Source organism: Arthrobacter sp. StoSoilB19 (assembly GCF_019977275.1).
Taxonomy (GTDB): domain Bacteria; phylum Actinomycetota; class Actinomycetes; order Actinomycetales; family Micrococcaceae; genus Arthrobacter.
This window is the reverse complement of record NZ_AP024650.1, coordinates 3,719,181-3,745,955: the sequence shown is the minus strand read 5'-3', so window position 1 is coordinate 3,745,955 and position 26,775 is coordinate 3,719,181. Positions and strand designations below refer to the sequence as shown.

The 26,775-nt window shown below is 65.7% G+C and carries 24 protein-coding genes; 16 read left to right on the top strand and 8 right to left on the bottom strand.

The features are described 5' to 3' along the window. Window positions 1-10: 10 nt before the first annotated feature. Complete coding sequence (locus LDO86_RS17330) at window positions 11-1,900, top strand: FAD-dependent oxidoreductase (protein WP_051081408.1); 1,890 nt, start codon at window positions 11-13, stop codon at window positions 1,898-1,900. Here the strand turns inward: LDO86_RS17330 and LDO86_RS17325 are convergent. Both LDO86_RS17325 and LDO86_RS17320 read right to left on the bottom strand, forming a co-directional pair. Next, on the bottom strand, window positions 1,865-3,736 hold the full coding sequence (locus LDO86_RS17325) for a pectinesterase family protein (RefSeq protein WP_018770644.1): 1,872 nt from the start codon (window positions 3,734-3,736) through the stop codon (window positions 1,865-1,867). The genes LDO86_RS17330 and LDO86_RS17325 overlap by 36 nt on opposite strands. Beyond that, window positions 3,736-5,079 carry a polysaccharide lyase family 1 protein gene (locus LDO86_RS17320; RefSeq protein WP_043425184.1) on the bottom strand — a complete coding sequence of 448 codons (1,344 nt, stop codon included), beginning with the start codon at window positions 5,077-5,079 and terminating at the stop codon, window positions 3,736-3,738. Before LDO86_RS17320 ends, LDO86_RS17325 begins: the two co-directional genes overlap by 1 nt. Before the next feature lie 164 nt (window positions 5,080-5,243). Here LDO86_RS17320 and LDO86_RS17315 point away from each other — a divergent pair, with 164 nt between their 5' ends. The 4 genes from LDO86_RS17315 to LDO86_RS17300 all read left to right on the top strand — a co-directional run bounded on the left by LDO86_RS17315 (window position 5,244) and on the right by LDO86_RS17300 (window position 6,699). Then, window positions 5,244-5,546 (top strand): hypothetical protein, encoded by a 303-nt coding sequence (locus LDO86_RS17315; RefSeq protein ID WP_018770642.1) that lies wholly within the window; start codon window positions 5,244-5,246, stop codon window positions 5,544-5,546. An 82-nt stretch (window positions 5,547-5,628) separates the two neighbouring features. Then, window positions 5,629-5,943, top strand: a complete 315-nt coding sequence (locus tag LDO86_RS17310; RefSeq protein ID WP_018770641.1) for a metalloregulator ArsR/SmtB family transcription factor — start codon at window positions 5,629-5,631, stop codon at window positions 5,941-5,943. Continuing rightward, entirely contained in the window at window positions 5,940-6,347 is a 408-nt protein-coding gene (locus LDO86_RS17305) for an SRPBCC domain-containing protein (RefSeq protein WP_018770640.1), read from the top strand. The genes LDO86_RS17310 and LDO86_RS17305 overlap by 4 nt, the downstream gene beginning before the upstream one ends. Before the next feature lie 103 nt (window positions 6,348-6,450). After that, entirely contained in the window at window positions 6,451-6,699 is a 249-nt protein-coding gene (locus LDO86_RS17300) for a hypothetical protein (protein WP_018770639.1), read from the top strand. Between the two features lie 433 nt (window positions 6,700-7,132). Here LDO86_RS17300 and LDO86_RS17295 read toward each other — a convergent pair whose 3' ends face one another. Next, entirely contained in the window at window positions 7,133-8,953 is a 1,821-nt protein-coding gene (locus LDO86_RS17295; RefSeq protein WP_331274156.1) for a DUF5671 domain-containing protein, read from the bottom strand. Next, on the bottom strand, window positions 8,890-9,354 hold the full coding sequence (locus LDO86_RS17290) for a hypothetical protein (RefSeq protein ID WP_018770637.1): 465 nt from the start codon (window positions 9,352-9,354) through the stop codon (window positions 8,890-8,892). The genes LDO86_RS17295 and LDO86_RS17290 overlap by 64 nt, the downstream gene beginning before the upstream one ends. 265 nt (window positions 9,355-9,619) lie before the next feature. Here LDO86_RS17290 and LDO86_RS17285 point away from each other — a divergent pair, with 265 nt between their 5' ends. The 3 genes from LDO86_RS17285 to LDO86_RS17275 all read left to right on the top strand — a co-directional run bounded on the left by LDO86_RS17285 (window position 9,620) and on the right by LDO86_RS17275 (window position 13,256). Beyond that, window positions 9,620-10,990, top strand: a complete 1,371-nt coding sequence (locus tag LDO86_RS17285) for an MFS transporter (RefSeq protein WP_018770636.1) — start codon at window positions 9,620-9,622, stop codon at window positions 10,988-10,990. 110 nt (window positions 10,991-11,100) lie between these two features. Continuing rightward, the gene (locus tag LDO86_RS17280; protein WP_018770635.1) at window positions 11,101-12,357 is read left to right on the top strand and encodes an aminopeptidase P family protein; all 1,257 of its coding nucleotides are present in this window, start codon (window positions 11,101-11,103) and stop codon (window positions 12,355-12,357) included. A 74-nt stretch (window positions 12,358-12,431) separates the two neighbouring features. Beyond that, window positions 12,432-13,256 carry an IclR family transcriptional regulator gene (locus tag LDO86_RS17275; protein ID WP_224084124.1) on the top strand — a complete coding sequence of 275 codons (825 nt, stop codon included), beginning with the start codon at window positions 12,432-12,434 and terminating at the stop codon, window positions 13,254-13,256. Window positions 13,257-13,282: 26 nt separating this feature from the next. Here the strand turns inward: LDO86_RS17275 and LDO86_RS17270 are convergent, their stop codons facing one another. Both LDO86_RS17270 and LDO86_RS17265 read right to left on the bottom strand, forming a co-directional pair. Then, window positions 13,283-14,617, bottom strand: a complete 1,335-nt coding sequence (locus LDO86_RS17270; RefSeq protein WP_223992714.1) for an MBL fold metallo-hydrolase — start codon at window positions 14,615-14,617, stop codon at window positions 13,283-13,285. A gap of 66 nt (window positions 14,618-14,683) precedes the next feature. Further along, window positions 14,684-15,151, bottom strand: coding sequence for an Hsp20/alpha crystallin family protein (locus LDO86_RS17265; protein ID WP_018770632.1), 468 nt, complete (start codon window positions 15,149-15,151; stop codon window positions 14,684-14,686). A gap of 271 nt (window positions 15,152-15,422) precedes the next feature. On the opposite strand from LDO86_RS17265, the gene LDO86_RS17260 reads away from it, so the two are divergent. Continuing rightward, window positions 15,423-15,890, top strand: coding sequence for a DUF4383 domain-containing protein (locus tag LDO86_RS17260; protein ID WP_018770631.1), 468 nt, complete (start codon window positions 15,423-15,425; stop codon window positions 15,888-15,890). Between the two features lie 44 nt (window positions 15,891-15,934). Further along, window positions 15,935-16,390 (top strand): universal stress protein, encoded by a 456-nt coding sequence (locus LDO86_RS17255; RefSeq protein WP_018770630.1) that lies wholly within the window; start codon window positions 15,935-15,937, stop codon window positions 16,388-16,390. A 501-nt stretch (window positions 16,391-16,891) separates the two neighbouring features. Here LDO86_RS17255 and LDO86_RS17250 read toward each other — a convergent pair. Continuing rightward, window positions 16,892-18,505 carry a PucR family transcriptional regulator gene (locus tag LDO86_RS17250; RefSeq protein WP_018770629.1) on the bottom strand — a complete coding sequence of 538 codons (1,614 nt, stop codon included), beginning with the start codon at window positions 18,503-18,505 and terminating at the stop codon, window positions 16,892-16,894. A gap of 106 nt (window positions 18,506-18,611) precedes the next feature. On the opposite strand from LDO86_RS17250, the gene LDO86_RS17245 reads away from it, so the two are divergent. Then, on the top strand, window positions 18,612-20,162 hold the full coding sequence (locus LDO86_RS17245) for a cytosine permease (protein WP_018770628.1): 1,551 nt from the start codon (window positions 18,612-18,614) through the stop codon (window positions 20,160-20,162). Between the two features lie 62 nt (window positions 20,163-20,224). Then, the gene (locus tag LDO86_RS17240) at window positions 20,225-21,172 is read left to right on the top strand and encodes a polysaccharide deacetylase (RefSeq protein ID WP_018770627.1); all 948 of its coding nucleotides are present in this window, start codon (window positions 20,225-20,227) and stop codon (window positions 21,170-21,172) included. An 87-nt stretch (window positions 21,173-21,259) separates the two neighbouring features. Here the strand turns inward: LDO86_RS17240 and LDO86_RS17235 are convergent, their stop codons facing one another. After that, window positions 21,260-22,102 carry a helix-turn-helix transcriptional regulator gene (locus LDO86_RS17235; protein WP_018770626.1) on the bottom strand — a complete coding sequence of 281 codons (843 nt, stop codon included), beginning with the start codon at window positions 22,100-22,102 and terminating at the stop codon, window positions 21,260-21,262. Between the two features lie 85 nt (window positions 22,103-22,187). Between LDO86_RS17235 and ilvD the strand changes: the two genes are divergently transcribed. From ilvD to LDO86_RS17215, 4 genes are all read left to right on the top strand, one after another. Continuing rightward, the gene (ilvD, locus tag LDO86_RS17230) at window positions 22,188-24,047 is read left to right on the top strand and encodes a dihydroxy-acid dehydratase (protein WP_026265977.1); all 1,860 of its coding nucleotides are present in this window, start codon (window positions 22,188-22,190) and stop codon (window positions 24,045-24,047) included. 105 nt (window positions 24,048-24,152) lie between these two features. Then, a complete protein-coding gene (locus tag LDO86_RS17225; protein ID WP_018770624.1) occupies window positions 24,153-24,926 on the top strand; it encodes a hypothetical protein in 774 nt (257 codons plus the stop codon). An 82-nt stretch (window positions 24,927-25,008) separates the two neighbouring features. Next, window positions 25,009-25,827 carry an oxygenase MpaB family protein gene (locus LDO86_RS17220; protein WP_018770623.1) on the top strand — a complete coding sequence of 273 codons (819 nt, stop codon included), beginning with the start codon at window positions 25,009-25,011 and terminating at the stop codon, window positions 25,825-25,827. Continuing rightward, on the top strand, window positions 25,820-26,728 hold the full coding sequence (locus LDO86_RS17215) for a DUF817 domain-containing protein (RefSeq protein ID WP_134165480.1): 909 nt from the start codon (window positions 25,820-25,822) through the stop codon (window positions 26,726-26,728). The genes LDO86_RS17220 and LDO86_RS17215 overlap by 8 nt, the downstream gene beginning before the upstream one ends. The last annotated feature ends 47 nt before the right edge of the window (window positions 26,729-26,775 follow it).

Sequence of the window (26,775 nt, the reverse complement as noted above, 5' to 3'; positions counted from 1 at the left end):
AAGCACCGAAATGACTGCATCATCAACAACACCTTCATCTGCCCTGCCGACGATAGACTGCGACGTCCTGGTGGTCGGCTCCGGGGCCGGCGGACTGTCCGCCGCCGTCACGGCTGCCTACCACGGCTTAAAGGTCATTGTGGTGGAAAAAGCCGAGGTCTGCGGCGGGGCCACATCATGGTCCGGCGGGTGGGCCTGGACGCCGGGAAATCCATTGGCCAAGGCCGACGGCGTCGCCGAGGACCGGGAACTGTTCCGTACGTACCTGCGCCACTGTCTCGGCCGGAACTATCAGGAGGAGCGGGTAGAGGCCTTTCTGGAAGCGGTCCCGCACATGGTTGGCTTCTTCCAGAACAAGACAAGCCTCCAGTTCGTGCCGGGAACCAAGATCAAGGACATCTACGGCAACACCCCGGGCGCGGGCGCCGGCCACCGCTCAGTGGGGCCCAAGCCAATGAACGCCCGCCGGATCAAGCCAGAGCTGCGCGCCAAGATGCGCCACCAGCTCTACGAAACCTCGTTCCTTGGAATGGGGATCATGGCGGGTCCTGACCTGACCAAGTTCCTCTCCGCCTCCCGGGGCAACATCAGGGGCATCGTCCATGCAGGTTGGCGGGTGGGCTTCCACCTCCTGGACCTCCTCACACACCGCCGGAACATGCAGCTTGTCAACGGCACGGCCCTCACCGGGCGCCTGCTGAAGTCGGCAGATGTCCTGGGGGTGGAAATCCGCGTCTCCACCCCGGCCAAGCACCTGCTTACCGACGGTTCCGGCACGGTGACGGGCGCCGTCGTAAGTTCCCCGCAAGGTGAGCTGCAGATCAATGCCTCCCGCGGCGTCGTCCTGGCCGCAGGCGGCTTCCCCAATGACATCTCCCGGCGCAAGGCGCTGTTCCCCGGGAACCCCACGGGCCGGGAGCATTGGACACTGGCACCGAAGGAAACCACCGGGGACGGCATCACCATGGCCCAGGCCATTGGGGCACGCTTCGAGACCGATGTCGCGTCGCCCGCTGCATGGTGCCCGGTGTCGCTGGTCCCGTACCGGAACGGACGGACCGGTACGTTTCCGCACATCATGGACCGTGCCAAGCCGGGCAGCATCGGAGTCCGCCGGGATGGCAAGCGGTTCGTCAACGAGGCAAACGGCTACTACGACTACGTTGAAGGCCTGCTCAATGCGACCCCCGAGGGTGAGCCCGTAGAGGCGTGGCAAATCGCCGATGCCGCGTTCGTGCGGAAGTTCCCCCTGGGCATGGCGAAACCCCTGCCGGTGCCTCTCTTCCCGTACATACGGTCCGGCTACCTCAAGAAGGGCAACACCCTCGAGGAACTGGCGGCAGCATGCGGGATTGATCCACAAGGGCTCACGGCCACAGTGTCAGCCTTCAACGCCAATGCCCGCCTGGGCATTGACCCCGACTTCAACCGCGGAGAGACCGAGTTCAACAGGTACGGCGGCGACCCCGGAAACACCCCCAACCCTTCACTGCGTCCCCTGGAAAAGGGTCCCTTCTACGCAGTGAAAATTGTCCCCGGATCCTTCGGTACCTTTGCCGGACTCGCAGCCGATCATCACGCACGGGTCCTGGATACGCAGGGCCAGCCCATCAGCGGCCTTTACGTTGCGGGCAACGACCAGGCCTCGGTCATGGGTGGGCACTACCCGGCTGGCGGAATCAACCTGGGCCCCGCGCTGACCTTTGGGTACATTGCGGGGCGCCGCCTCGCGGACGCTACGGAGTATGAAGACGACAACACCCCTGAACCGGGAGTACAGGGGAGCCAGTTCATCCAGGTTGAGAGACGTGCAAGCTGCGAGAGCCCGGCTCCCCTGCCGGAACCGGGCTTTCCCGTCCCGGGACTAAACGGCAGGCACCACGCTGCAATCCGCCCTTGAACCAGCGAGCTGCGGCGCCCACCCGTCACTTCCCTGCAGGTAGGTCCTGGCCGTGTACTTGGCCGCCTCAGCCGCGGGCAACTGCGGACGGTCGGGGGTAACCTGCGCGCCGGGGCCGTGGTTGTTGTACTCATGGAACCGCGCCTCGCGCCAGGAGAAGCCGCTCATGTCCGTCCACGGCGTGCCGGAGATGTGGGCGCCAAGCCAGGAGTCCCGCACCAGGACCTGGGCAACGGCTTTCGGGTCGCCGCTGGGATGCCACGGCCTGCCGAGATGGACGGTGTCCCTCGCCGCGTCCGACACCAGCCGGCACTGGTCGAAGAGGTAACCGTGCGGGATGGACAGGTCCTGGCTGCCCGCCGTCACGTAACCGTTGTTGGTGGTGGAACCCCGATCCAGGGATTTGATTTCGCAGCCTCTGAAGACGGCCGTTCCGCGGCCGAAGATGAAGTCCACGTCGCCTTCCACATAGCAGCCGTCAAAGTAGAAACGGGCCTGGACGCCTGCAGCCGGTGAGTTGACCAGCAGGGTGTCCTGGTTGCCCAACAGCCTGATGTTGGACAGCACCGACCGGTCCGCCGTGATGTGCAGCGCCACGGCCTGGCGGTCCTTCATCCCCGTGTTGGCTGCCTCGTCGAAATCGTTGCTGATGGTCAGGTTCCGGGCCACAAAGTCCGGCCCGTCGATCCGGACGGACGCGCTGCCGGAGGTGCCAAAGTTCCCGCTGCCACCCGGCTTGGGGGTGCCGGACGCGTTGTTGAAGACCAGCACCACATCCTCGGGACGTCCGCCCTGGCCGATGAAGGAGATCCGCGGCTTGTCAGCCGGAACCCGCACGGCTTCGCGGTAGGTGCCGGGCTGGATCCTGATGACGGCCCGCTGGAGGCTCCCCGCAGGCGCGGAATCCACGGCGGCCTGTACGGTAGCGAACGTCCTGCCGGGTCCGACGTCGAGCGTCATCGGGACGTCGATGGGCCGCTCGGCCGGCCAGTACATGTCGAGCAGGGGTTCCGTGACGGCATCGATGTTCTGGAAATAGCCCGGCGGGACGATCTCCTTGGACTGCAGTTCACGTGCCACGAGGCGGGCCACCGCCACCGCGCCGGCGGCCTGAAAATGCGTGTTGTCCTCCGAACCCTGAGGGTACTGCGGGTGCTCGCCGGGAGCCAGGAAAAGGAACTGCGACTTGGTTCCTTCCGGCCCCAGCTGCTGCCAGAGCTGCTTCGAGGACGCGGTGAGGTCCACCAAAGGAGTGCCGGACGCGGCGGCAAGCTCCCGGACAGCCTGCGGATACGCTCCGTGGGAGTCCTTCGCATTGCCGAACGAGTCGAAGCGGCGGCGTTCCACCGGGGTGACCAGAACAGGTTTTCCCCCGCGTGCCCTGGCCCCGTCGATGTACCTGCCCAGGTACTCCTTGAACGTGGTGTCCGGGAGCGTTCCGCGCGCTGGGTCCGCCACCTTTTCGTCATTGTGGCCGAAGGAGACCAGCAGGTAATCGCCCGCCTGCATCAAGGTCAGCACCTGGTCCAGCAGCCCGGCGTCGGCAAAGCTCTTCGAGGAGGCGCCGGACCATGCGTAATCAAAGACGGTTGCCTGCGACCCCAACAGGAGTGGCAGGGCCTGGCCCCAACCGGCGCGGGGGCGCTCGGACTGCTGGTAGGCCGACGACGTCGAGTCCCCGACCACGAAGATGACCGGCCTGTTGCGGGGTTTCGTGGGGTCGGGGCCAGCTTGGGCGAAGGCCGCCGCCATGCCCGTTCCAGGGAAGGCTGCGGCGCCGGCGGTGAGTGCCAGCGCTGTCAGGACGCTGCGGCGGCTGGGCAGGATGGCAGCCATCAGAGGTCGCCTCCGGCCGTGAAGACCGGGCCCGTGGAGTCCTTGAGCAGTGCCGGCACGGCCTGGGCCGGGTGGACCTGGGTGCGCAGGGCAGGTAGCCAGGACGTGTCCTCGGCCAGCTGGTCTGCGGGCGCCGCGGCGGCGTTGTACTCGGCGCGAATGTCGGTGATCTTGCCATTGACTGCATTGGCGGTGGTGGTAATGGCCGTTCCCTTGTAGCGGCCGATGATCTCTGCCGCATCAACGCCGGCTGGAAGCGTGAAGGCGTTCGCCTCCGCGTAGAGGTGTGAGCTGAACCCGGCGCCCAGGCTGTATTCGTAGGGGATGGCGCTGTCTTCGGTCACCTTGAAGTGGTTGTTGTACACATCCACGTGGCCGAACCGGACGCGTGGCGCGCGCTGGCCCACATTTTCAAAGACGTTGTGGTGGATGGTGACCCGCAGTTTGCCGGGGTCCCCGCGCGTGGGCGAATCGGTGGAGCCGATCAGCAGCAGCTTGTCGTGGTCGGAGAACCGGTTGTAGGACATGGTTACCAGGTCCGATCCGTTGGTGACATCGACGGCGCCATCATGCACCTGGTAGGGGCGGCCGAAGTAGAGCGGCTGGGAGCTGTCGAGACTGGGGGCGTCCGTGAAAGCAGAGTGGTCGATCCAGACGTGCGTGGCCTTGTTGATGACTTGCAGCAGGTCGTATTCGCTGTTCCAGTTCCCCTCAGTGCCATCTGTGGGATCCCACGCGGGGAAGCAGTCGGCAGCGTCCCGCAGGGTGAGGTTACGGACGATGACATTGCTGGCTCCGTTGATGCGAAGGGCTGCGCCGGTGATGCTGCTGCCGGGAGTGGCACCGACGATGGTGGTGTTGCCTGGGATGTCCCACCGGATGGTCTTCGCCTGCTTTGCGGCGGCCAGGCGCCTCGCGTCCTCCTGCGGGCCCTCCGGCTTGCGGTCCCGGCCGTAGGTTGCCGGATCAAAATCCTCGAGGTATTGCGCCAGGCTGTAGTTCGTGCCGTCCGCGTAGCTTTCGCAGGTGAGTGGCGAACCATCCGCGGCAGTGTTGGCGTCGATGCTGCCGTGAACACGGACAATCTTGGGCTGGTTGCCGCCGGTGGCGAATGCAGCCAACAGTTCCGCCTTTGTGGAGACGTCGTAAACATTGGCGGCCTCTGCTGCCGAGCCGCCGGTGGTTCCAGTACCTTCGGATGCCCAGCCGTTTCCAGTGGGAAGAATCTGGCGCTCAAGCGGCGTCTGGGCGGTCTGGGCCGTGGGATCCGCCACTGGAACTGGGGAAGCTCCTGCCGGTCCGGCAACGAGGAGTGCTCCTGCAATGGCAATGGCTGCAGACATGGATAAGTGCGTACTGCTTTTTCGCATGTTCTCTCTTCCGTCATTGGAATGAACTGCGCCCAGGACCGGGGCCACTATGCCGCCGACATTTGTGAGCGCTGACAAGGACCATATCCAGAAAACGGTTTCTCGGCAATAGTTCTACTCCGGCTAGACTCGCCTGCATGGGGGAAAACAACATGCCTGACGAGCGCCAACCGTCCAAACGCGGCAAGCTTCCAGCCGCCGTCGTGCCAGTGCTCGGTGCTGCGGCGGTGCTGCTTGGCTGCCTGATCGCGTACCTGAACCGCAACTTCACCGGCTGGTTTGCCTATGCGCCGCTGAGCAAGACGCCCTTCAGCGCCAACGGCGCGGCCTTCGTCACCCAGGGGACCCAGATAGGCCTGGCCATCATGGCCGCCGGGCTGCTGGTGCTCGCATTCTGGGCCGGCTACCGGTTGGGACGGCGGGCGAAGCCAGGACGCTAAGGCGTCGCCCGACCCGAGCCAGCGGAGCCGCCCAGCGGAACCCGCCTTGATACGTCGGAAAATTCCGACATATACTGTAGGTGTGCTTCCCGATGTCTTTGCTGCCGTAGCCAACCCGGCACGGCGCACCATCCTGGACGAGCTTCGGCAGGGACCGCGGACGGCCGGTGAGCTTACCGGCCTGCTGGACCTCAGCCGCCCCGCCGCGTCCGAACACCTGGCCGTGCTTCGCGAGGTGGGGCTGGTCCGCGAGGAGCGGCAGGGCCGGAACCGGGTGTACCACCTCCAGCCTGCCGCCCTCGCCGAGGTCGGCGGCTGGGTAAAGAACTTTGAGCACTACTGGAACCAGCGGCTGGACGCGCTGGCAGACCTTTTGGACGAGGAGAATCCGTCATGACCGAGAATGCCATCCGGCTGGAACGCCACTACCCGCACCCTGCCCCGGCGGTGTGGGCTGCACTGACCACACCGGAACTGCTGGCGCGCTGGTGGGCGCCCGGCGATATTGCGCCCGTGGCGGGACATCGTTTCACCATGGACATGGACGCCTGGGGCCGGCAGCAGTGCGAGGTCCTGGCCGTGGAGGAGGGCAGCTCCATCAGCTTCCTCTTCTCCGAAGGCCAGCTGGACACCACCATCACCTGGCGGCTCGAACCGGTCGACGGCGGTACCGTCCTCCACTTCGAACACGCGGGCTTCCAAGTCGATACCCCTATGGGCCGCCATGCCATAGAAGGCATGGGCAACGGCTGGCCGGGCCTGCTGGCCCGCATTGACGGGATCCTCGCCGAAGTCTCCTGACGCCTAGGGGGAGCGGACGACGGCGGGACGCGCCCGCCGTCGTCCGCTCCCTTCGGCGCCTTCCGCAGGTTTACCGCCCGAAGGAGAAGGGTAACGATGGAGTATGACTGATTCAGGAGCGGGCGGCGCCAACGACCCCTTTGACGGCAGCGACGGGATCGTGGCCGGAACCGAGCACCTTGAGACGCCTGAAAGCATCGCCGAGGATGTCCGCCACGACATCCAACTGGGCCACGTCCAGGACGATGTTACCCACGTCCTTGAGGAGCGGTTCGAGGAAGCAGGCATTGAGGCCCGCCCTGAGGAAGTGGATGACCTCGCCGAAGAAATCGAACGGGACGCATCAAGCTAAGCCCCTGGCGTCGACGCCAAGGAGCAGGTGCTTCACCGAGCAGGACGGGCCTGAAACGGCAGGTAACAACCTGGTCCAGTGCGCTGGCCGTGTTGGGCGCATGGCTTCAAGGAGTCATACCGGTGGTCCAGGTGGCCCGCCCCTCAACAGGGTGGTCGCGGCTTAGGGCCAATCGGCCCGGGTGAAGCGTATGGGGCTCCGCAGTGTGAGAAGGCAATCGGATGTCCACTCGGCGACCTTGCCTTGTGAGTCCTGTGCATTGGGCGCTGCGACCTGCTGCACGTCCTGGTTTGCAGCGTCTTGAGGACCATCGGCGATGCTTTTCATTTATCCCCCTTGGCAAGCGTGTGTGCCCACCCTAGGCACCCCGGAATGCCAAAGGAAGAGGGTTAATCCACCAGCGGGATAAACTGCGCAAATCTTGAGTATCACGCTACTCGGCACCAGGAACGGTCCGTGTTCGCGCTGTGGTTGCTGCCTTCCAGGGCCCCGCCCCGGCGGCAACCAGCGGCGTGACTTCCAGCCGGGTTCCCGGCCCTGCCACCACCAGGACATGCTGGGCTGCCACGCCCTCCAGGGCGGCAGCCACCTGCGGGACGATGTCCTCCACCCCGGCAGGAAGGACGGACGACGGCGGAAGTCCGGCGCCGCCGTCGTCCGCCCTCAGCCACGTGGTCACCTTGGCGCCGCCGGTGGCATCAGCGATGCCACGTGCCAACGCCTCCGGGTCCACGGCACCCGGCGCGTAGCCGCTGATGAGCGTGACCCGCTCAATCACCCGTTTATGGATGGGTGCGGCGGCGGCAAGCAGGGCCCGGTCATGCCGCCACAGCGCAAAGTGGTAACCCGCCACCAGCCCGGCCGCCACCAGGAGGCCCAGCGGGGCCCGGATCCGGTCCAAAAGGCTGCCGCCCGAAACGTCACCCAGGAGGAATTCGAAGAGCCGGTAGCCAATGACCAGCAGCGTAATGAGCGCCACCACCGCACTGACACCGAAAAACGCCACCAGGTAGACGCGCCGGCCGGGAGGGATATCGGCTGCCGTCCGCGGCTGGTGCCTCGGCTTCCAGGCCTGCCACCAGACCGGGCCGCCGACGGCGAGGGAACTGATGCCGCCCAGGAGCAGGGTGCGCGTGGCACCACCGGCCAGTGGCGATACCGCAGCGGCCAGCAACGCGTTCACCACCACCCCGATGCCGGACGCGGCCGCGGCAAGCGCCACGGCCGACGTCACCAGGAGACTGGCGCGGCGGGTCCGGGGTGATCGGTGGACGGACGTGGTGCGGTGGTACCGCCACACCAGGGCGCCGATGACGGCGGCCGCAATGGCCGGGGCGAGCGGTTCGAGCAGGTCGTTCAGCGGGTCGCTCCGGTCAAACGCCAGCCGCAGGAGGACAAACAGGATGACACCCAGCCCGCCCAAAGCGGAGATCCCGGCGACGAAGATGCCGACAACGATGATGGTGACGTCCACCAGCCCCGTTTGGTAGCGCCGGCCACCCTCCCGGAACCAGTGCCACCACCACACCACTGCTCCGCCGGCGGCCCAAATGAGGGACCGGAGGACGTCGACCCACCACGGCTCAAAGGTGGCGGTGGCCGTGAAACCGCGGATGGCGACATCCAGCAGCGTACTGAGCGCGGCAATCGAAGCGCCGGCGGCCAGCAACAGGCCAAAGACGAAGCCGACGACGGCGCGCACGTCCTCAAGGTGCGATGACGGTTTGCGGGGGTGCTTCCACATCCACCGGTGCCACCACCAGATAGCTGCCCACACAAGGGCGTTGGCCAACGGGGACTGCCACTGGCTTTCCTTCGCATCAACAAAAGATGAGGCGAGGTCCAGCAGCGATGTGGTGCCGATGATGAGCGAGACCGCGTACATACCGGTCAGGTAGAGGCCCCACCCGGGCGCAGTCCGCTCCGATTCGTCGTCGAGCCTCCGCCACACGAACCACCAGAGAAGCAGTGCCAGCGGGCCGCCGATCAGGGTGAAGGCCAGCGACAGGGCCAGCCCGGCCACGTCGCCCGCCGCCAGGACAGACGCCGTTCGGAACAGCCGTTCCAGCAGTCCGCTGAGGCCTGACGCCGTGATGACCACCAAGGAAAACAGCAGAACGTACAGGATCAGGCGGCGAAGTGTGGCCAGGCCGCTGGCGGGAGCGGGAGCCAATGGTGCTGCCGGCGCCGTCATTGCTTCACCGGCGTCACGGTGCAGGCCATCAGGGGGTACGGCGGCTGGTCGATCATCCATGTCCCGTTCACCTTGAGGAGCGAGAAGGCGTCCTCCATCTCATACTCTGAGGGGCCGAACGGTCCGCCCTGTGACGACCGCACGATCGAAACTTTGACGGTGGCTGAATCGGTGCGCTCCGTCGTCGAAATCAACACCACCCGGGCAGGGCGCGGTTCGCCCGGGTAGGACCCGCTGCACCTGCTCCGGGCACCCTCGGTGAGGAAGGACTGCGCGGTGGGGATGTCGCCGTCGATCACGGCTTTGCTGTACTGCTGGACCACTCCGGCGGGGCTCGCCTTATCCAGCGGTGCCGGCTCACCCCGGGTAAATACCACGGCCAGCGCAACCACCACCAGCACCACCACAACGCCCGCCAGCGCGAGCAGGATCCGGTCCGGTTTTCGCGCTGCGTCGTCCATGGCGCAAGTATGCGGCAGGTCGGCGGCTTTCGCCCGTGTCTTAGGACCTGATTTTCCGCCGCCACTCAAAAACTCAACAACGTTGCGCCTCACGCAACATAATCGGGCATTGCTGGCCGATTGCGTTCGTCCTGCGACGGCGTTGCCACTCCGTGGAATGAGCTAAGAAACTTTATCGGCGGCTATTGACTGTGGCACGCGTCACGGCCTATCTTGAAACAACCATGTTGCAACAGCTGCAACTCCTACTTTTACTGGTGGTTCCATGAGTAACGAATCAAACTCACCCGTCGCAGGAGTCATTGCCAATGACGTTGATGCTCCCTCCGCGGCAGGCCACGGCGCGGACAACCCGGTGGCCAGCAAGGACGTTCGACGCCGGGTGGTCACGGCGAGCTTCATCGGCAACTTCGTCGAGTGGTTCGACTACGCCGTGTACGGCTATCTCGCGGCCGTCATTTCCTCGGTATTCTTTCCCGAAGCCGACCGGCAGACCGCGCTGCTGGCAACCTTCGGCGTCTTTGCCATTTCCTTCTTCGTCCGGCCCCTGGGCGGCTTCTTCTGGGGCCACATCGGCGACAAGCTGGGCAGGCGCAAAGCCCTGTCGCTCTCCATCGTCATCATGTCCGTCTCCACCTTCTGCATCGCCCTCATTCCGGGATACTCAACCATCGGCATGCTGGCTCCGGTCCTGCTGCTCCTGGTCCGCGTGGTGCAGGGCTTCTCGGCAGCCGGCGAATACGCAGGCGCCTCAGCCTTCCTGGTGGAATACGCCCCGGCCAACCGCCGCGGACTCTACGCCGCGGTGGTCCCGGCCAGCACCGCAGCGGGCCTGCTCCTGGGTTCCCTGATCGCTGCGCTCCTCAGCTCTGTGCTCAGCACCGAACAGCTGCACGAGTGGGGCTGGCGGCTGCCGTTCCTCCTGGCGGCACCCATGGGCCTGATCGGCCGCTACATCCGCACCAAGCTGGAGGACACACCCGCTTTCCGCGCCCTGGCCGACCAAGCTGAATCAGCGCCTAAGGCTCCTGCGCTGGACATGTTCCGGACCTACCGCAAGCAGCTGATCATTGCCTGCGGGGCAGTGCTGCTCAACGCCGTCGGCTTCTACGTCATCCTCAGCTACATGCCCACGTACCTTTCCGAGGAACTGGGCTTCGGGCCCACCGAATCCTTCCTGGCCACTACCATCGCCCTGGCCAGCTACATCGGATTCATCTTCCTGACCGGCATCGCGTCGGACCGGTTCGGCCGCAAGAAAATGCTGATCACCGCCTCCGTGCTGTTCATCCTCCTGACCGTCCCCGCCTTCATGCTCCTGGACACCGGCAACTTCCTGGTCATCGTGCTGGTCCAGATCCTGCTGGGCGGCATGCTCACCCTGAACGACGGCACCCTGCCCAGCTTCCTTGCCGAACTGTTCCCCACCAAGGTCCGGTACAGCGGATTCGCAGTCAGCTTCAACCTGTCCAATGCATTGTTCGGCGGCACCGCACCCTTCATGGCCACACTGCTGATCGGCCTGACGCAGAGCAAGCTGGCCCCCGGCTGGTACCTGGTGGCGGCCTCTGTCGTATCCCTGGTGGCCGTGCTGTTCGCCGCCGAAACGTCGCGGAAGCCCCTTAAACACCTCTGAGCGACCAGAGGCCCCTCAACCAACCCCTCGCACAAACAACACCAACTGCAGCGCAATCACCTGCCGCGGCATGCCCTGGCAGCAGCTGCATCCATTAGAAAGGCACACCCGTGACCATCACTGCCGACAACGCCTCATCCATCGCCGAGCTGGAGCGCCTCAAGGTCCTGCACAACGGCACCAAGGGCAAGCTCACGTTCTCCGACGCAGAGTTCGAGCGCCGCCTGGGCGGGCTCCGCCGGATCATGGCCGCCAAGGACCTGGACGCGGTCATCCTCACCAGCTACCACGGCATCAAGTACTACTCCGACTTCCTGTACACCACGTTCGGCCGCAACTACGCCCTGGTGGTCACCGCTGACGACTCCGTCACCGTCACGGCCAACATCGACGCCGGCATGCCCTGGCGCACCTCCTACGGCGAGAACATCGTCTACACCGACTGGCGCCGCGACAACTTCTACTTCGGCCTGCAGGAGGCACTGCGCCAGCGCGGCGTCAAGGCCTCCCGCCTGGGCGTCGAGGACGACTTCCTCCCCGGCCTGACCCGCGAGAAGATCGCCGCCGCCTTCCCCGGAGCGGAACTCCTGGACGTTTCGCAGGACGCCATGCGCCAGCGCATGATCAAGTCCGCCGAGGAGATCGAGGTCATCAAGCACGGCGCCCGCATCGGCGACCTGGGCGGCGAAGCCATCCGCAACGCCATCCGCGAGGGCATCACCGAGTACGAGGTGGCCCTGATCGGCACCGAGGCCATGGTGCACGAAATCGCCCGCACGTTCCCGCACCGCGAGGTCCGCGACACCTGGGTGTGGTTCCAGTCCGGCATCAACACCGACGGCGCCCACAACTGGGCCACCACCCGGAAACTGCAGCAGGGCGACATCCTCTCGCTCAACTGCTTCCCGATGACCTCCGGCTACTACACCGCCCTGGAGCGCACCCTCTTCCTGGGCCAGCCGGACGAACGCTCCCTGGAACTGTGGAACATCAACGTGGAGGTGCACCGCCGCGGCCTGGAACTCATCAAGCCCGGCGCCGTCTGCAAGGACATCGCCGCCGAGCTCAACGAGATCTACATCAGCCACGGCCTGCTGGCCAACCGCACCTTCGGCTACGGACACTCCTTCGGCGTCCTCAGCCACTACTACGGCCGCGAAGCCGGCCTGGAACTGCGCGAGGACATCGACACCGTCCTGGAACCCGGCATGGTGGTCTCCATGGAACCCATGATCACGGTAGCGGACGGCCTGCCCGGCGCCGGCGGCTACCGCGAGCACGACATCCTGGTCATCGGCGAGGACAACACGGTGGAGAACATCACCAAGTTCCCGTTCGGCCCGGAACACAACATCATCCAGGCATAACCATCACACTGGGAGGCGGCGCCACGGACACGTGGCGCCGCCTCTGCCGTCCATGAGGAAAGATGGTGTCCACCATGACTCCTGCAAAAACCTCCGACAGCAACGGCAACGGGACCGGCACCAACGGCGGGACGGACGCGAAAGGCGCCTCCGTCGTCGTCAATGCCATCGCCGTCCTGCGCACCTTCACGGCTGACGAACCCCTGCTGGGCGTCACCGAAATCGCCAACCGCGTAGGCATGCACAAGAGCAGCGTCTCCCGGATCCTGGCCACCTTCGAGCAGGAAAACCTGGTGGAACGGGACCCCGAAACCAAGCGGTTCCGGCTGGGACTGGGACTCATCGCCGTCGCCGGGCCGCTGCTGGCCGAGATGGAGGAACGGCGCGTGGCGTATCCGGTCCTGCGGCAATTGACCGAGCAGACCGGGGAAACCAGTGCGCTGATGCTCTGGAACGGGGATGAGGCCATCTGCGTGGAGCAAATCGCCAGCCACCATCAGATCAAGCACACCACCCCTTTGGGGGCGCGCTACCGGGACGCCATGAGCGCCTCCGTCCAGGTATTCCTCTCCACCCTCCCGGCCGAGCGGGTACGGGAGCTGCTGCGCAGCGGAACCATCACCTTTCCAGGACTGGACGACGCCGGACTGGCAGCTTACGAAGCCAGGCTCCAGGATGTGGCGGAGCGGGGATGGGCGGGAAACTACGGCGAATCGTCCATGGACGAGGTTGGCGTCGCCGCCCCCGTCCGGGACCACCGCGGCGACATAGCGGCCGCCGTCCTCATCCCAGCCCCCCGCTTCCGGGTATCGAAGGAACAGTTCGAAAGCCTGGGCGAGGCCTGCGTGGCCGCCGCCGCCAAAGTCACCACCCGCCTGGGCGGGCGCCCCACAACCTGAAGCGGCGTGGCGGTGTTCTGCGTCTTTTAGCTGGGGTGTTCGAGCGAGATGGTTTCCAGGTGCTCGGGGACGCGGGCTTTCCAGCCAAGTTGGCGCTTGATGCGGGCCCGGAGGGTGTCTGCGGCGTCCGGTTCACCATGCGTGACGTAGGTCATGGCCGGCGCCTGGGAAGCGGTCTTCATCCATTGGATCAGCTCGTCGGAATCCGCATGGGCTGACAGTCCTTCCATTTGGATGACTTCTGCTCCGATTTCAACGTCCTGTCCGTAGATGCGGAGGTGTTTTTCACCCGCGGCGAGCGATGCTCCGCGCGTGCCTCCGGCCTGGTATCCGCTGAGGATGATGGCGTTGCGCCGGTCCGGCCCGTAGGCCGCGAGGTGGTGCAGGATCCTGCCGCCAGTGAGCATGCCGCTGGCGGAGATGATGATCATGGGTCCGCCGCGAAGGTTGAGCAGCTTGGATTCGTCAGCGCTTCGGACGGGCGTAGCCACTTTGTACATGCTTTCGAATTCGTGCTGTTTGAGCCTGTGTTCCTCGCGGTGGCGCTGGTACATACCGGAGGCGTCAATGGCCATCGGGCTGTTGAGGTAGATCGGGATGGAGGGGATGGCATTCCTGGCCAGAAGGCGTGAGAGGTGCAGCAGGACTGTTTCGGCCCGGCCGACGGCGAACGCAGCGATCATGATGACGCCGCGTCGTTTGGCCACCCGGCTGATGATCTCGCCCAGTTCGGTTTCAGGGTTCCCCGCGGGATGTGCCCTGTTGCCGTAGGTGGATTCGGTGACCAGTACGTCCACGGGCTCAAGGTCACGGGGCGGGTACATCAGCGGGTCGTGGGTGCGGCCCAGATCCCCGGTGAAATGGATCGTCCTGCCGCCGAGTTTGAGGTGCACCTGTGCGGCGCCCAGGATGTGGCCGGCGGGAAGGAATGTCGCTTCGATGCCCCCGGGCAGGGAAAACGGGGAGTCGAAGCCCTGGGTCCTGAAACTGTTGAGCGATCGGACGGCGTCTTCTGCAGTGTAGAGGGGCACTGGCGGATGATGTGTTGATGATGCTGTGCGGTCCGCATACCGGGCTTCCTCTTCCTGGAGGTAACCGCTGTCGGGAAGCAGCAGTGAACACAGTTCTGCCGTACCAGGGGTCGCATAGACAGGGCCGTTGAAACCGTCGCGGACCAGGGCAGGAACATACCCGGTGTGGTCCAGGTGGGCATGTGTGAGGACAACGGCGTCGATGTTCGCGGGGCTGACCTGGAACGCTACCCGGTTACGGTCGCGGAGGTGTTTATAGCCTTGGAACAGACCGCACTCGATCAGGACCCGGTGGCCGCGTGAACGGATCAGGTATCTGGAACCCGTCACAGTGTCGGTTGCACCGAGGAACTGCAACGTCGGGGGATGCTGGTCCCTTGGCTGGGGCACTGCCCGTTACCCGCGGGTGATGGGAAGTTTTTTCGGTTCGGTGGGTTGGGCCTGCTCGGGCAACGGGGTGCGGACTTCCAGGACCCCGTTGGTGTAGGTGGCTTTGATGTCTTCTTCCTTGACCCCGTCAGGGAGCGGGATGTTCCGGCTGAAGGACCCGTAGCGGAACTCTGACCGATAGCTGCCTTTGTCCTTGTGTTCTTCCTTTTCCTGGCGTTCAGCGCGGATCCGCAGGAACCCGTCATCCATTGTCACTTCAATGTCTTTGTCAGGATCGACGCCGGGCATCTCGGCACGCACCACAAGGGTCTTGTCGTCGACGAACTCTTCGACCCTGATCGGGGCAGGGCTGGCCGGTGACTCAAACATGCGCTCTATGGAGTCCAGCAACTCCGCCGGGGAGCGCAGGGCAGACGTGAAGGGGGAGGGCCACCGGGAGGCTGCGAAGGGGGACCATTTGAGCAGATCAGACATGACAAAAACTCTCCAGATTCGGTGCGGAGGACGCCCGGAAGGGGCCGGATTAATCCAGTAAATACCCGTGCAGCCGGGGCTGGCAGGGGCAAAAGACCCGCCCGCCCGGAGCCCTCACGCACAGCCCTGAAATTCATGGATACCTGAGGACTAAAGCCTCTGAAGGCAAGACGCGCCCGGCTCGAAGCTGGAACCATAGGGAGGCTTGCCCCACCCCGGCAGCCGAACTTAAACACAACAATTTCCCTCCCCGCGTACAAGGAAGCAAGCCATGTCTGCATCATCAGCACATCCGGGCGTAGGCGCACGTCACCACCGCACGGCCATCGAAATGACTGCCCTGGCGGCGGGAGCAGTTTTCGCCCTGGTGGGCGTTCTCGGTTTCATCCCTGGAGTCACCACGAACTATTCGGAACTGAGTTTCGCCGGCCCCGACTCCGGCGCGATGCTCCTGGGTGTCTTCCAGGTATCCATCCTGCACAACATTGTTCACCTCCTCTTTGGAGCAGCCGGCCTGCTCATGGGCAGGACCGCCTCCCAGTCGAAGTACTACCTCATCGGCGGCGGCGCCCTCTACCTGGTTATTTGGCTCTACGGACTCCTGATTGACCAGGCATCCTCGGCCAACTTCATCCCGGTGAACACCTCAGATAACTGGCTCCACGTGGTGCTGGGAGTCGTCATGCTCGCAGTGGGGATTGTGCTTGGCCGCGGAACCGGCCCGGCGAAAGCACCCTGATCCCTCTGACCCAGTACGGCTCGGGGCAGTGAAAGGAAAGACGAATGACCAGCACTGGTCCATTCCTGATTGTTGTCGGCTTTGACGGTTCCGAACCCTCCCAGGCAGCACTGGACTGGGCGATGGATGAGGCCCGCCAACGCAATGGCCAACTCCGCTTCGTCACCGCCTGGAACAAGCCGCCAATGGCGTGGTATCCGGCTGTCCTGGAAACGGCCGCAGGTGAAATTGCCGCCGAAGAGTCTCCGGAGCGCATCGCCCGGACGCTCCAGGGTGAGGCGCTGAAGGCCGCCGCAGATGGCGGCGTGACCGCTTCGGGGCAACTCGTAGACACCCATTCACCTGCTTCGGCGATTCTTGACGCCGCCAAGGACGCGGATCTCATTGTCGTCGGCTCCCGGGGCCATGGGGGATTTCCAGGGCTGCACTTGGGCTCCGTATCCACCCAGGTGGTCAACCACGCCCCCTGTGCTGTCCTGGTGGTCCAATCCAAGGCGTAATGCCCCTGGAGCCTGCTCAGCTGGGCCCCGTCAGCCGCTGCAGCTGGGCGCGTGGAGGGGACGCACACCAAAAGTTCAAGCGGAATGCGCTCTACCTCTGGTGGAGTGCCGGGGCCGGTCGTAGAGTGGAAGTGCCTGCAGGTAACCATCAGATGACGCCGGGTTGTTCAGGACATGAGAATGTCCGAGCCGTCTCTTAGCGAGATCGCGAAGGTACCTGCAGGTTCTGCGTTTAAACACTTTTCTCCGCTGGAAATTTGGCTCTTGCGTCCCCGCAAAACCAGGCGTAACACTGTTAATACGTTCTTCGAAAGAAGGGCGGGAACGGACAACAGGGAACCCTGGAACACACCGTGGATCTGATCCAGGTGGTCTGCCGGTGACGAGGCAGGAAGCACCAGGATTCCCGCAAGTTCGGGAGATGATGTTCGTCATAACGGAATCAAAACAGTCGAAGCCCCTTCAGCATTGCTGGTGGGGCTTCCCCTATGTACTGCCAGGTCAGGGCAGTCCGGCCATCCGGGCCGCCAGGTGCAGTGCCGCCAGCCGGCCCGTGCCGCGCGGATCACCGCCGCACAGCTCGAAAATGCGCTGCAACCTGTGGTGCATCGACTGGCGCTCCAGGTGCAGTTCCCGTGCAGACTGCGCTGTGTTGCAGCCTGAGTCCAGCCACACCTGCAGGGTCTCCAGCAGCTGGGACTGCCGCTGCGCATCATGCTCAAGGACCGCCCGCAGCTGCCGGTTGACGAACGCCTCCCGTGATGAGGCATCAAGGCAGGTCAGGGACAGGCTCTCCACGGCAGCGTCCTCCGCATCCACCACCACCAGGCCGCGGGCCGGATAGCGCCTGCGCGCCGACGCGTTCCTGCGCCGGATCTGGCGCACCTCCAGGGTGCGGCGGGCTTCGGCCAGGGACCAGGCGGCTTCCGCCACGCCGCCGGCCAGGGGACCGACGGCGATCACCGCATCATGGTCCCCTTCCAGCCCCTTCAGCGATTCCACTAGCTGCCGCCGTTCACCGACAGTGTCAGCGCAGGGCAGGCCGATCATCACCACCAGTTCGGCATCATCCAGATAGGCGGCGCACGGAATGCGCCGTGAGCTGAGGAAGCTTTCGACGGCGCCACGCAGCTCCTGCGGTGACGCGGCGTGGATTGCCGCCACCACGGAGGGGGAGTCCGTGGGGAAGCCGGCACCCGGGGCCAGCTGCTCAAGGCGCCACTCCGGAGCTGCGTTCAGGACTGCCCGCATCAGTTCGGCGCCAGCCAGAGCATGCAGTCCGGGAGGCGTGTGCTGCAGCAGCGCCAGGCCCAGGATGTCCACGGCGCGTTCCCCCGCCACCTGCGCCAGGGCCACGTCCGCGGCATCCGGAACCCGCACCTCCAGGCGGCCCATGAGGACACCCCGCACGGGAATGTCCACGGTGATCACCGTTCCGCCGGCCCTGCCGTGAAAGCCGCCGTGCCCGCCCGGCCCGGAGCCGCCGTCGTCCGCTGTATCGCCAGCTGCCGCCGCCCCGGCTTCCGCGCCAATGTCACCGTTCCAGCCCTCGGGCATGGCGCTGCCCATGGTGACTCCCCAGGGGGAGGTGAGCTTCACCGCGGAGCTGGTCATGCCGGCCAGTACGCCCAGGATCTTGTCGAGTGAAGCGCCGTGGGCCAGCTCCGCCGCCATGGCCCGGGTGGCAGCGTCAGCCTGCTGGAGGTGTCCCACGGACTCGCTCACAAGCAGGGAATTGATGGCCTGCATGACGCCCACGAACGGCACCACCTTGCGCAGCTCCACCACCGGAAGGCCATATTCCTCGGCCTTTTCGAGCATGTTGGCCGGGATCTCCGGCAGGGCGCCACCGGTCTCGATGGCGAGCGCTGCAATCCCGCGCTGGGCCAGTTCGCGCACGTAGTCCTCGCGCTTGGCAGGCGTGGCCGTGGCCAGGGTGATCCCGCCGCACAGCAGCAGTTCGCCGCCCCGGAGCAGGGGTGCAATGTCAAGCACTTCGCTGGAGTGGACCCAGCGGACCGGTTGCGCGTCGGCCGCCACACCCAGGGGGTGGACCACGGGATCGGCGGCGGCGAGGGCGGGGTGGGCGAGTATTTCGCCAAGAAACACTGACACGACAGTCCGTAACGTAGTAGGGGAATCTGTTCGACACATCGTATCTTGTTCCTTGTGATGGGGGCCACATAGCCTTTTGGTACTTATCCACCTCACGGAGGCCCCCATGCAAGAAAAGCTTTCACCAGCCACGCACGGCCAGCCCGGCCAGGCCACGCAGGACCACAACGCCGTGGACCACGAAGCCTGGCTCCAACCCATCCCCGAATCAGCACGCACACGCAAGGTTTCCGGCCAGTTCTGGATCTGGGCGGGCGCCAACCTGGCACCCATCAACTGGGTGCTGGGGGCACTCGGGATCCAGCTGGGACTCGGGTTGGCGGACACCGTCACCGTCCTGGTCCTGGGCAACCTGATCGGCATGCTGCTCTTTGGCTGCTTCGTCCTCCTGGGCCAGAAGACCGGCGCCACTGGCATGGTCCTGGCCCGCGCCGCATTCGGACGGCGCGGCAATTACCTCCCGGCCGCCATCCAGGCCCTCCTGGTCATCGGCTGGTGCGCGGTGAACACCTGGATCATCCTGGACCTGGTCATGGCGCTCTTCGGAACCCTTGGGTGGGTTGACCCGGAAGCCCGCAACTACGCCTGGAAGATCGGCGTCGCCACCTTCATCATGGCCCTGCAGGTAGCCATCGCCTGGTTCGGCTACAAGGCCATCGCGGCCTTCGAAAAATGGACCGTACCGCCCACCATCCTCATCCTGGCCGTCATGTCGGCCGTCGCCTGGTTCGGCATGGACATCGACTGGGGCTACGCCGGACCGGCCGGCGCCATCCTGGAAGGCTCGGAGCGGATCGCCGCCATGAGCGCCGTCATGACCGCCATCGGCATCGGCTGGGGCATCACCTGGTTCACCTACGCCGCGGACTACTCCCGGTTCGTCAGCACCAGCGTCCCCAAGAAGAAGGTCTACCTCGCCTCGGTCCTTGGCCAGTTCATCCCGGTGGTCTGGCTGGGTGTCCTGGGCGCCAGCCTGGCCACCAACTCCGGGGAGATCGACCCCGGCAAGCTGATCGTCCTCAACTTCGGCGCCATGGCGCTGCCGGTGCTGCTCATGGTGCTCCACGGCCCCATCGCCACCAACATCCTCAACATCTATACGTTCTCCGTCGCAACCCAGGCACTGGATATCTCCATCAGCCGCCGCAAGCTCAACCTGTTCGTCGGCGTCTTCTCGCTGGCCGCCGTCGTCTTCTTCATCTTCCAGGAGGACTTCGCCGCGGTACTCGACGCCTGGCTGATTGGCCTGGTGGCCTGGGTGGCCGCCTGGGGCGGCATCATGCTGGTGCACTACTTCTGGCTGGACAAGCGCTGGCCGGGCGAGCCGGAGCGCCTGTTCGACGCCGTGGGCACCAAGCGGCTGCCCGGCGTCAACTGGGCCGGTGTCATCTCCCTGGTGGCCGGGATTTTCGCAACGTGGCTCTTCATGTACGGCCTGATCCCCATCATGCAGGGCCCCATCGCGGTGGCGCTGGGCGGCTGGGACCTGTCCTGGCTGGCCGGTGGACTGACCAGCGCCGGGGTGTACGCCATCCTCGGGCCGCGGCAGCACATCCGCTACCTGGCCCTGCAGCCCCGCATCAAGGAGGCGGCGGACAGCGCCCCTGGAGCGGACGGCAAGGCAGCGGACAGCGCGCCCGCCCTTCCCGCCCTCTAAACGGCCCTGCCCTTCTTCCCCAGCACCTGGCGGGCGCACTGCGTCCGCCGAAAGGATTTCCCATGAACCAGCCCGCCATCGCAGACCCGCTGCACCCCATCATCTGGCCCGACGGTGCCAAGGCCGCCGCATCCTTCACCTTCGACGTGGACGCAGAGTCCTGCACCATCGCCCACAACCCCACCAGCACCCGGCGCATGTCCCTGATGAGCCACCAGTCCTACGGCCCCAAAATCGCGGTGCCGCGGCTCCTGGCCATCCTGGCGCGCCAGGACATCCAGGCCACCTTCTTCATCCCGGGCTTCACCGCCGAGTCCTACCCGGACGTGGTGCGGCAGATCGTGGACAGTGGTCATGAAGTGGCGCACCACGGCTACCTGCACGAACCCATGCAGGGCATCGACGCCGCCACCGAGGCAAGCTACATCGACCGGGGCCTTGAGGCCCTGGCCACGGTGGCCGGAGTCCGGCCGGTGGGCTACCGGGCACCGTGGTGGGAGCTGAACTGGCACTCGCCGGGCCTGCTGGCCGACCGCGGCTTCCTCTACGATTCCAGCCTGCTCGACGGCGACGCCCCCTACCGCTTCGCCGTCGCCGCCGATGATCCCCGGGACATTGTGGAGATTCCGGTGGACTGGACCCTTGACGACTGGGAGCAGTACGCTTTCTATCCCGGCGTGACGGGCAGCGGGGTGATCGAGAGCCCGGCCAAGGTCCTGGAGATGTGGACCCTTGAAGCCGAGGCCCACCACTCCCAGGGCAGCTGTTTCGTGCTGACCAACCACCCGTTCATCTCCGGCCGGCCGTCCAAGGCGGTGGCGCTGGAGCAGCTGATCGAGCGGGTTAAGGCGATGGACGGCATGTGGGTAACCACCCTGGAACAGATTGCCCGGCACACCAAGGAAACCGTGACGGAGGTCCACACCCACGCTCGGATCGACGTGCCGGTATTCCCGGGCGCGGGTGCACAGTTCCAGCCCGCCTTGGTGCGGCAGGGGGTGCTGGCCTAGCGTCCTGGGGTAGCGCCCGGGGCAAGCGTCCCGGGCGAGGAAAGCGGCCGACGGCGGGAGTTCCCGCCGCCGGCCGCTTTCGGTTGTTTACGACTGGTCAGCCGTGGTCATCAGGGACTGCATCTGGGCTGCGGCGCCGCTGCCCGGGGCGGGCGTGTAGACAACGATGTGCAGGTCCGGCCGGTCCGAAGGCGACACCTGGTGGTGTTCCAGCTGGAGGACTCCGACGGCGGGGTGGTGGAAGAGCCGCTCGCGGGATTCGAAGCCCAGGATGTCGTACAGGTCCCAGCCCTGGCGGAACTCGGGGCTTGCCTCCTTGAGCCGTTCCACCTGGTACTGGATGTCCGGATCACCCAGCCGCTGTCCGGTTTCGGCGCGGAATTCGGCAAGGAAACGCTTGCTGGTGGTGTCCCAGTCCGGGAGCAGGTCCCGGACGTAGGGGTCGGTGAACACCAGCCACAGCAGGTTCCGGTCCGCCGGGGGCACGGTGGCGATGTTGGGGTACAGCGCGGCATAGGCCTTGTTCCAGCCGGCTACGCCCCAGTCCGGGAACAGGGCAAAGGACGGATTGGGATCAAGTGCATCCAGCAGCCGCTGGATGTGGGGCGGAGCAGTATCGGCGGCGGGGCCCGAGGGCGCCGCGGACGCATACCCGCCCAGGGACAGGACATAGCCAAGGCCGGTGGTGGAAAGATGCAGCGCACGGCTGACGGCCTCCAGGACCTGGCGGGAGGGGCTGATGTCCCTGCCCTGCTCCAGCCAGGTGTACCAGGTGACGCTGACACCGGAGAGGAAAGCCACCTCCTCGCGGCGCAATCCCCGGTCGCGCGAGCGGCCGATCGGCGGCAGGCCATAGTCGGCCCGCAGCGCCTGGTCGCGGCGGGCGCGCAGGAAGAGGCCAAGTTCCTTGCGCCGTCCGGGATCACTCACCCGGAAATACTATTACTCTGGTACTCCTACTACTAGTATCAAGAGCGTCTTCCACCCCGGCCCATGAGCCCGCAGGATGGTAGGCATGCCTGCACTTCGCTCTAAAACAGTCACCCATGGCCGCAACATGGCCGGCGCCCGCGCACTGCTGCGCGCTTCCGGCGTCGCCAACTCGGACATCGGAAAGCCGATCATCGCCGTGGCCAACTCCTTCACCGAGTTCGTCCCCGGCCACACCCACCTCGCCCCCGTGGGCCGGATCGTCTCCGACGCGATCCTCGCCGCCGGCGCCGTGCCGCGCGAGTTCAACACCATCGCCGTGGACGACGGCATCGCCATGGGCCACAGCGGCATGCTCTACTCGCTGCCGTCCCGCGACCTGATCGCCGACTCCGTGGAGTACATGGTCAACGCACACTGCGCCGACGCCCTGGTATGCATCTCCAACTGCGACAAGATCACCCCCGGCATGCTCATGGCCGCGCTGCGCCTGAACATCCCCGTGGTCTTCGTCTCCGGCGGCCCCATGGAAGCAGGGCGCGTGACCCTGTCCGACGGCTCCGTCCGCTCCCTGGACCTGGTGAACGCGATTGCCGATGCCGTGGACGAGTCCATCTCCGATGCCGACATCAACCTCATCGAAGAGAACGCCTGCCCCACCTGCGGCTCCTGCTCCGGCATGTTCACCGCCAACTCAATGAACTGCCTCACCGAGGCCATCGGCCTGTCCCTGCCGGGCAACGGGTCCGTGCTCGCCACCCATACCGCACGCAAGGCCCTGTACGAGAAGGCCGGTGCCACCGTCGTCGAGCTGGTGAAGCGCTACTACGACGGCGACGACGACTCCGTGCTGCCGCGCTCCATCGCCACCGCGAAGGCCTTCGATAACGCCATGGCCCTGGACATCTCCATGGGCGGCTCCACCAACACCATCCTGCACCTGCTGGCCGCCGCCCAGGAGGCCGGCGTGGACTACGGCCTGGCCGAGATGGATGCCAAGTCCCGCCAGGTGCCCTGCCTGGCCAAGGTGGCTCCGAACGTGGCCAAGGACAAGACCTACTACATGGAGGACGTGCACCGCGCCGGCGGCATCCCCGCCCTGCTGGGCGAGCTGAACCGAGGCGGCCTCCTGCACAAGGACGTCCACTCCGTGCACTCCGATAACCTGGACGGCTGGCTGGATGACTGGGACATCCGGGGCGGCAAAGCCACCGAGGAAGCAAAGGCCCTGTGGCACGCCGCTCCCGGCGGCGTCCGTTCCTCCACCGCGTTCTCCCAGTCGAACGAGTGGACCTCCCTGGACACCGACGCCGCAGAAGGCTGCATCCGCTCGGTGGAGCACGCCTACTCCAAGGACGGCGGCCTGGCCGTGCTCCGTGGCAACGTCGCAGTGGACGGCGCCGTGGTGAAGACCGCCGGCGTGGACGAGTCCATCTGGACCTTCTCGGGCCCGGCCGTGGTGTGCGAGTCCCAGGATGAAGCCGTGGAGAAGATCCTGAACAAGACCGTCAAGGAAGGCGACGTGGTGGTCATCCGTTACGAAGGCCCCCGCGGCGGTCCCGGCATGCAGGAAATGCTCTACCCGACGTCGTTCCTCAAGGGCCGCGGCCTGGGCAAGAAGTGCGCCCTCATCACTGATGGCCGTTTCTCCGGCGGCACGTCCGGCCTGTCGATCGGGCACATCTCGCCGGAGGCTGCCTCCGGCGGCGCCATCGCCCTGGTGGAGGACGGTGACATCATCAGCATCAACATCTCGCAGCGTTCCATGCAGCTTGAGGTCTCGGACGAGATCCTGGCCGAACGCCGCGAGAAGCTGGAGGTCAACGGCGGCTACAAGCCCAAGGACCGGGACCGCCAGGTCTCCGCTGCACTGCGCGCCTACGCCGCCATGGCCCTGTCCGCGGACAAGGGCGCAGTACGGGATGTGTCGCTGGTAGAGCGGTAAGGCGTCCGCGGCGGGAGAGGGGAGAAGCAGGTCCTCCGGCCCTCCCCCGCCCGGGGCCGGCGCGCCACACTTGAAGGGTCATCGGCAGGCCCAAAGGAGGGTGTGGTGCGCAGGCTCATCACGGCGTTTTCGGCAGCGGCCCTGGCAATGCTGTTCCTGGCCGGCTGCTCACCGCAGCCGGGAAGTCCACAGCCCTCGCCATCCACGGCGGGCTCTGCCGCCACGTCAGCAACGGCCACCGGTACGGCCGCCGGGCCGACGCCGTCGAGCGTCCCTTCCACACCAACAGCCGCGCCCGGCACTTCTGCGGCCGGTTCTGCCGCGGCTGCCTGGACCACGTTCACGACGGCGGATGGCGCCATGGCGTTCGACTTACCTGCCGCCTGGAGCGTCAAGGATCCGGCAGGGGAGTTGGCGGAGGGCGGAGGGGCCTTTGCGGAGGTGCGGAACCAGGCCGGAAAGGTGATGGCCACGCTGCGGACCAACATGGCCACCGGCTCCACGTGTACCGAGAGGTACCCGTATGAAGTCCTGGACAGCGCGGACATCCCGGTACTGGTCCAGGGCGGAGTGGTGCCGCAGTTCGTGTTCGAGACCCGCGCAAACGCCGCGGCGCCGGGCATGTACCGCACCCCGGCGGCCGGCTACGGCATTACGTCCGGCCCTCCGCCGAGTGGTCCCGACGCCTGCCCCATCTTCCAGTTTTTCCGGTGGCCGCCCAACGCTGCCATGTTCGGCGCCTCCTACGACCCGGAAATCAACGCGACACCCGGCGACCAGTCACTGCCGTACCTTGAGCTGGCGCGGAAATACCGGGACACGGCCGAGTACGCGGACATCAAGAGAATGATCACCTCGCTGCGGCCGGTAAACCGCTGACCGGACGATACGTGGGCCTGGCCCCTTGTCAACGGGCCAAAGGACCGGTCCTGCCGTCCTGCCGTGACGGTACCCTGTTGACATGGTGCAGGAATTTTCCGACTACCGGGCGGAAGGCATCCTGCTTGCTGGGGCAGGGCGGGCCATACTGCTGCAGCTTGCCAATCCGGCCATTGGCCGGGGCGTGGCGGAACACAGCACGTTCACTGAGCGCCCCGTCAACAGGCTCAAAGGCACACTGACGTATGTCTACGCGGTCGTCTATGGAAACGACGCCCAGGTTAACGAGGTCCGCCGCAGGGTTAACCGGGCTCATGTTCCGGTGCACGGCACTGCGGACAAAACGTCCGCCGGGTACAACGCCTATGATCCGGAACTGCAGCTCTGGGTGGTAGCCACACTCTACGACACCGCTCTGACCATCATCGAGAAGATCTACGGCCCGCTGGACGATGCAGCTGCCGACGCCATGTACCTGGACTACGCGCGGATCGGCACCGCGCTGCAGCTTCCGCCGGGCATGTGGCCCAAGGACAGGACGGAGTTCGGCCGCTACTGGGCCGAACACGTCTCCACCCTGCACGCGGAGGCCCCCGGGGTCCGCGTTGGACGCGGCCTGCTGTTTCCCAAGCACACAGCCCTGTGGTACCGGGCCATCATCCCCCCTGCCAGGTTCCTCACCGCCGGACTCCTTCCCCACCAGTTGCGGAAAGACTTCGGCCTCGGCTGGAGCGACCGGCACGAACGGCGCTTCAACCGCACCTTTCGCATCCTGGCCGTTGCCTACCCGCGGCTGCCGCGGGGCATCAGGTACTGGTTCAAGAACTACTGCCTGCGCGAACTCGACAGGGACCTGAAGAGGAACACCCGGCCAAGCCAGCGCCAGGGGATCAGTGCCTAGCCCCAGACGCGGTTCACCACCGGTGGAGCAGCGGATCGACGAACGGGCCAGGAGGTTCCTGGCAACTGCTCCGGCCGGCGGCGGCAAAACAAGACTCACTGAGTTCGTGGTCTTTGGCCTCAAGCAGGGCTGGGCCTGCATCTTCGGCGCGGCGCTCCTGGCAGTGCTCATGGCCGCCAGGATCTGGTATCCGGACACTGCCGGCCTGGCGCGCAACGACTTCCTGACGATCGCCGCCGTCGTCATCCAAATCCTGATGGTGGCGTTCAAGCTGGAAACCCTGCGGGAACTGCGGGTCATCGTCCTGTTCCATCTGGTGGGGACCGTCATGGAACTGTTCAAGACGGACGTGGGTTCGTGGTCCTACGATGCCCAAGGCTTCCTGCGCATCGGGGCCGTGCCGCTCTTCAGCGGGTTCATGTATGCCGCCGTGGGCTCGTACATGGTGCGCGTCTACCGGCTGTTCGACCTGAAGTTCGCCGCCTACCCCCGGCGCTGGATCACCGCCGTCCTCGCCGCCGCGATCTACGCCAACTTCTTCACCCACCACTACATCTGGGACCTGCGCTGGGTGCTGCTCGCCGCCGTCGTGCTCATCTACGGCCGGTGCGTCATGCACTTCCGCGTGTTCCGCCGGGAGTTCCACATGCCGCTGCCGGTCTCTTTCCTGCTGGTGGCGCTGTTCATCTGGCTCGCCGAGAACATCGCCACCTGGTCCGGCGCCTGGCTCTACCCCAGCCAGGTGGACGGCTGGCACCCGGTGGGCCTTGAAAAACTCGTGGCTTGGTTCCTGCTAATGATCATCTCTGTGGTGCTGGTGGCCTGGGTGTACAAGCCGCAGCCCCCGGTGGCGGCCACGGGAGGGCGGCGGGAGGCCCCGTCGTCAGCTGTGCTGCGGTAAGGGGGGTCTGCCAAGACCCGTTTCAGCAGGGCCCTCGCTAGGGCTTC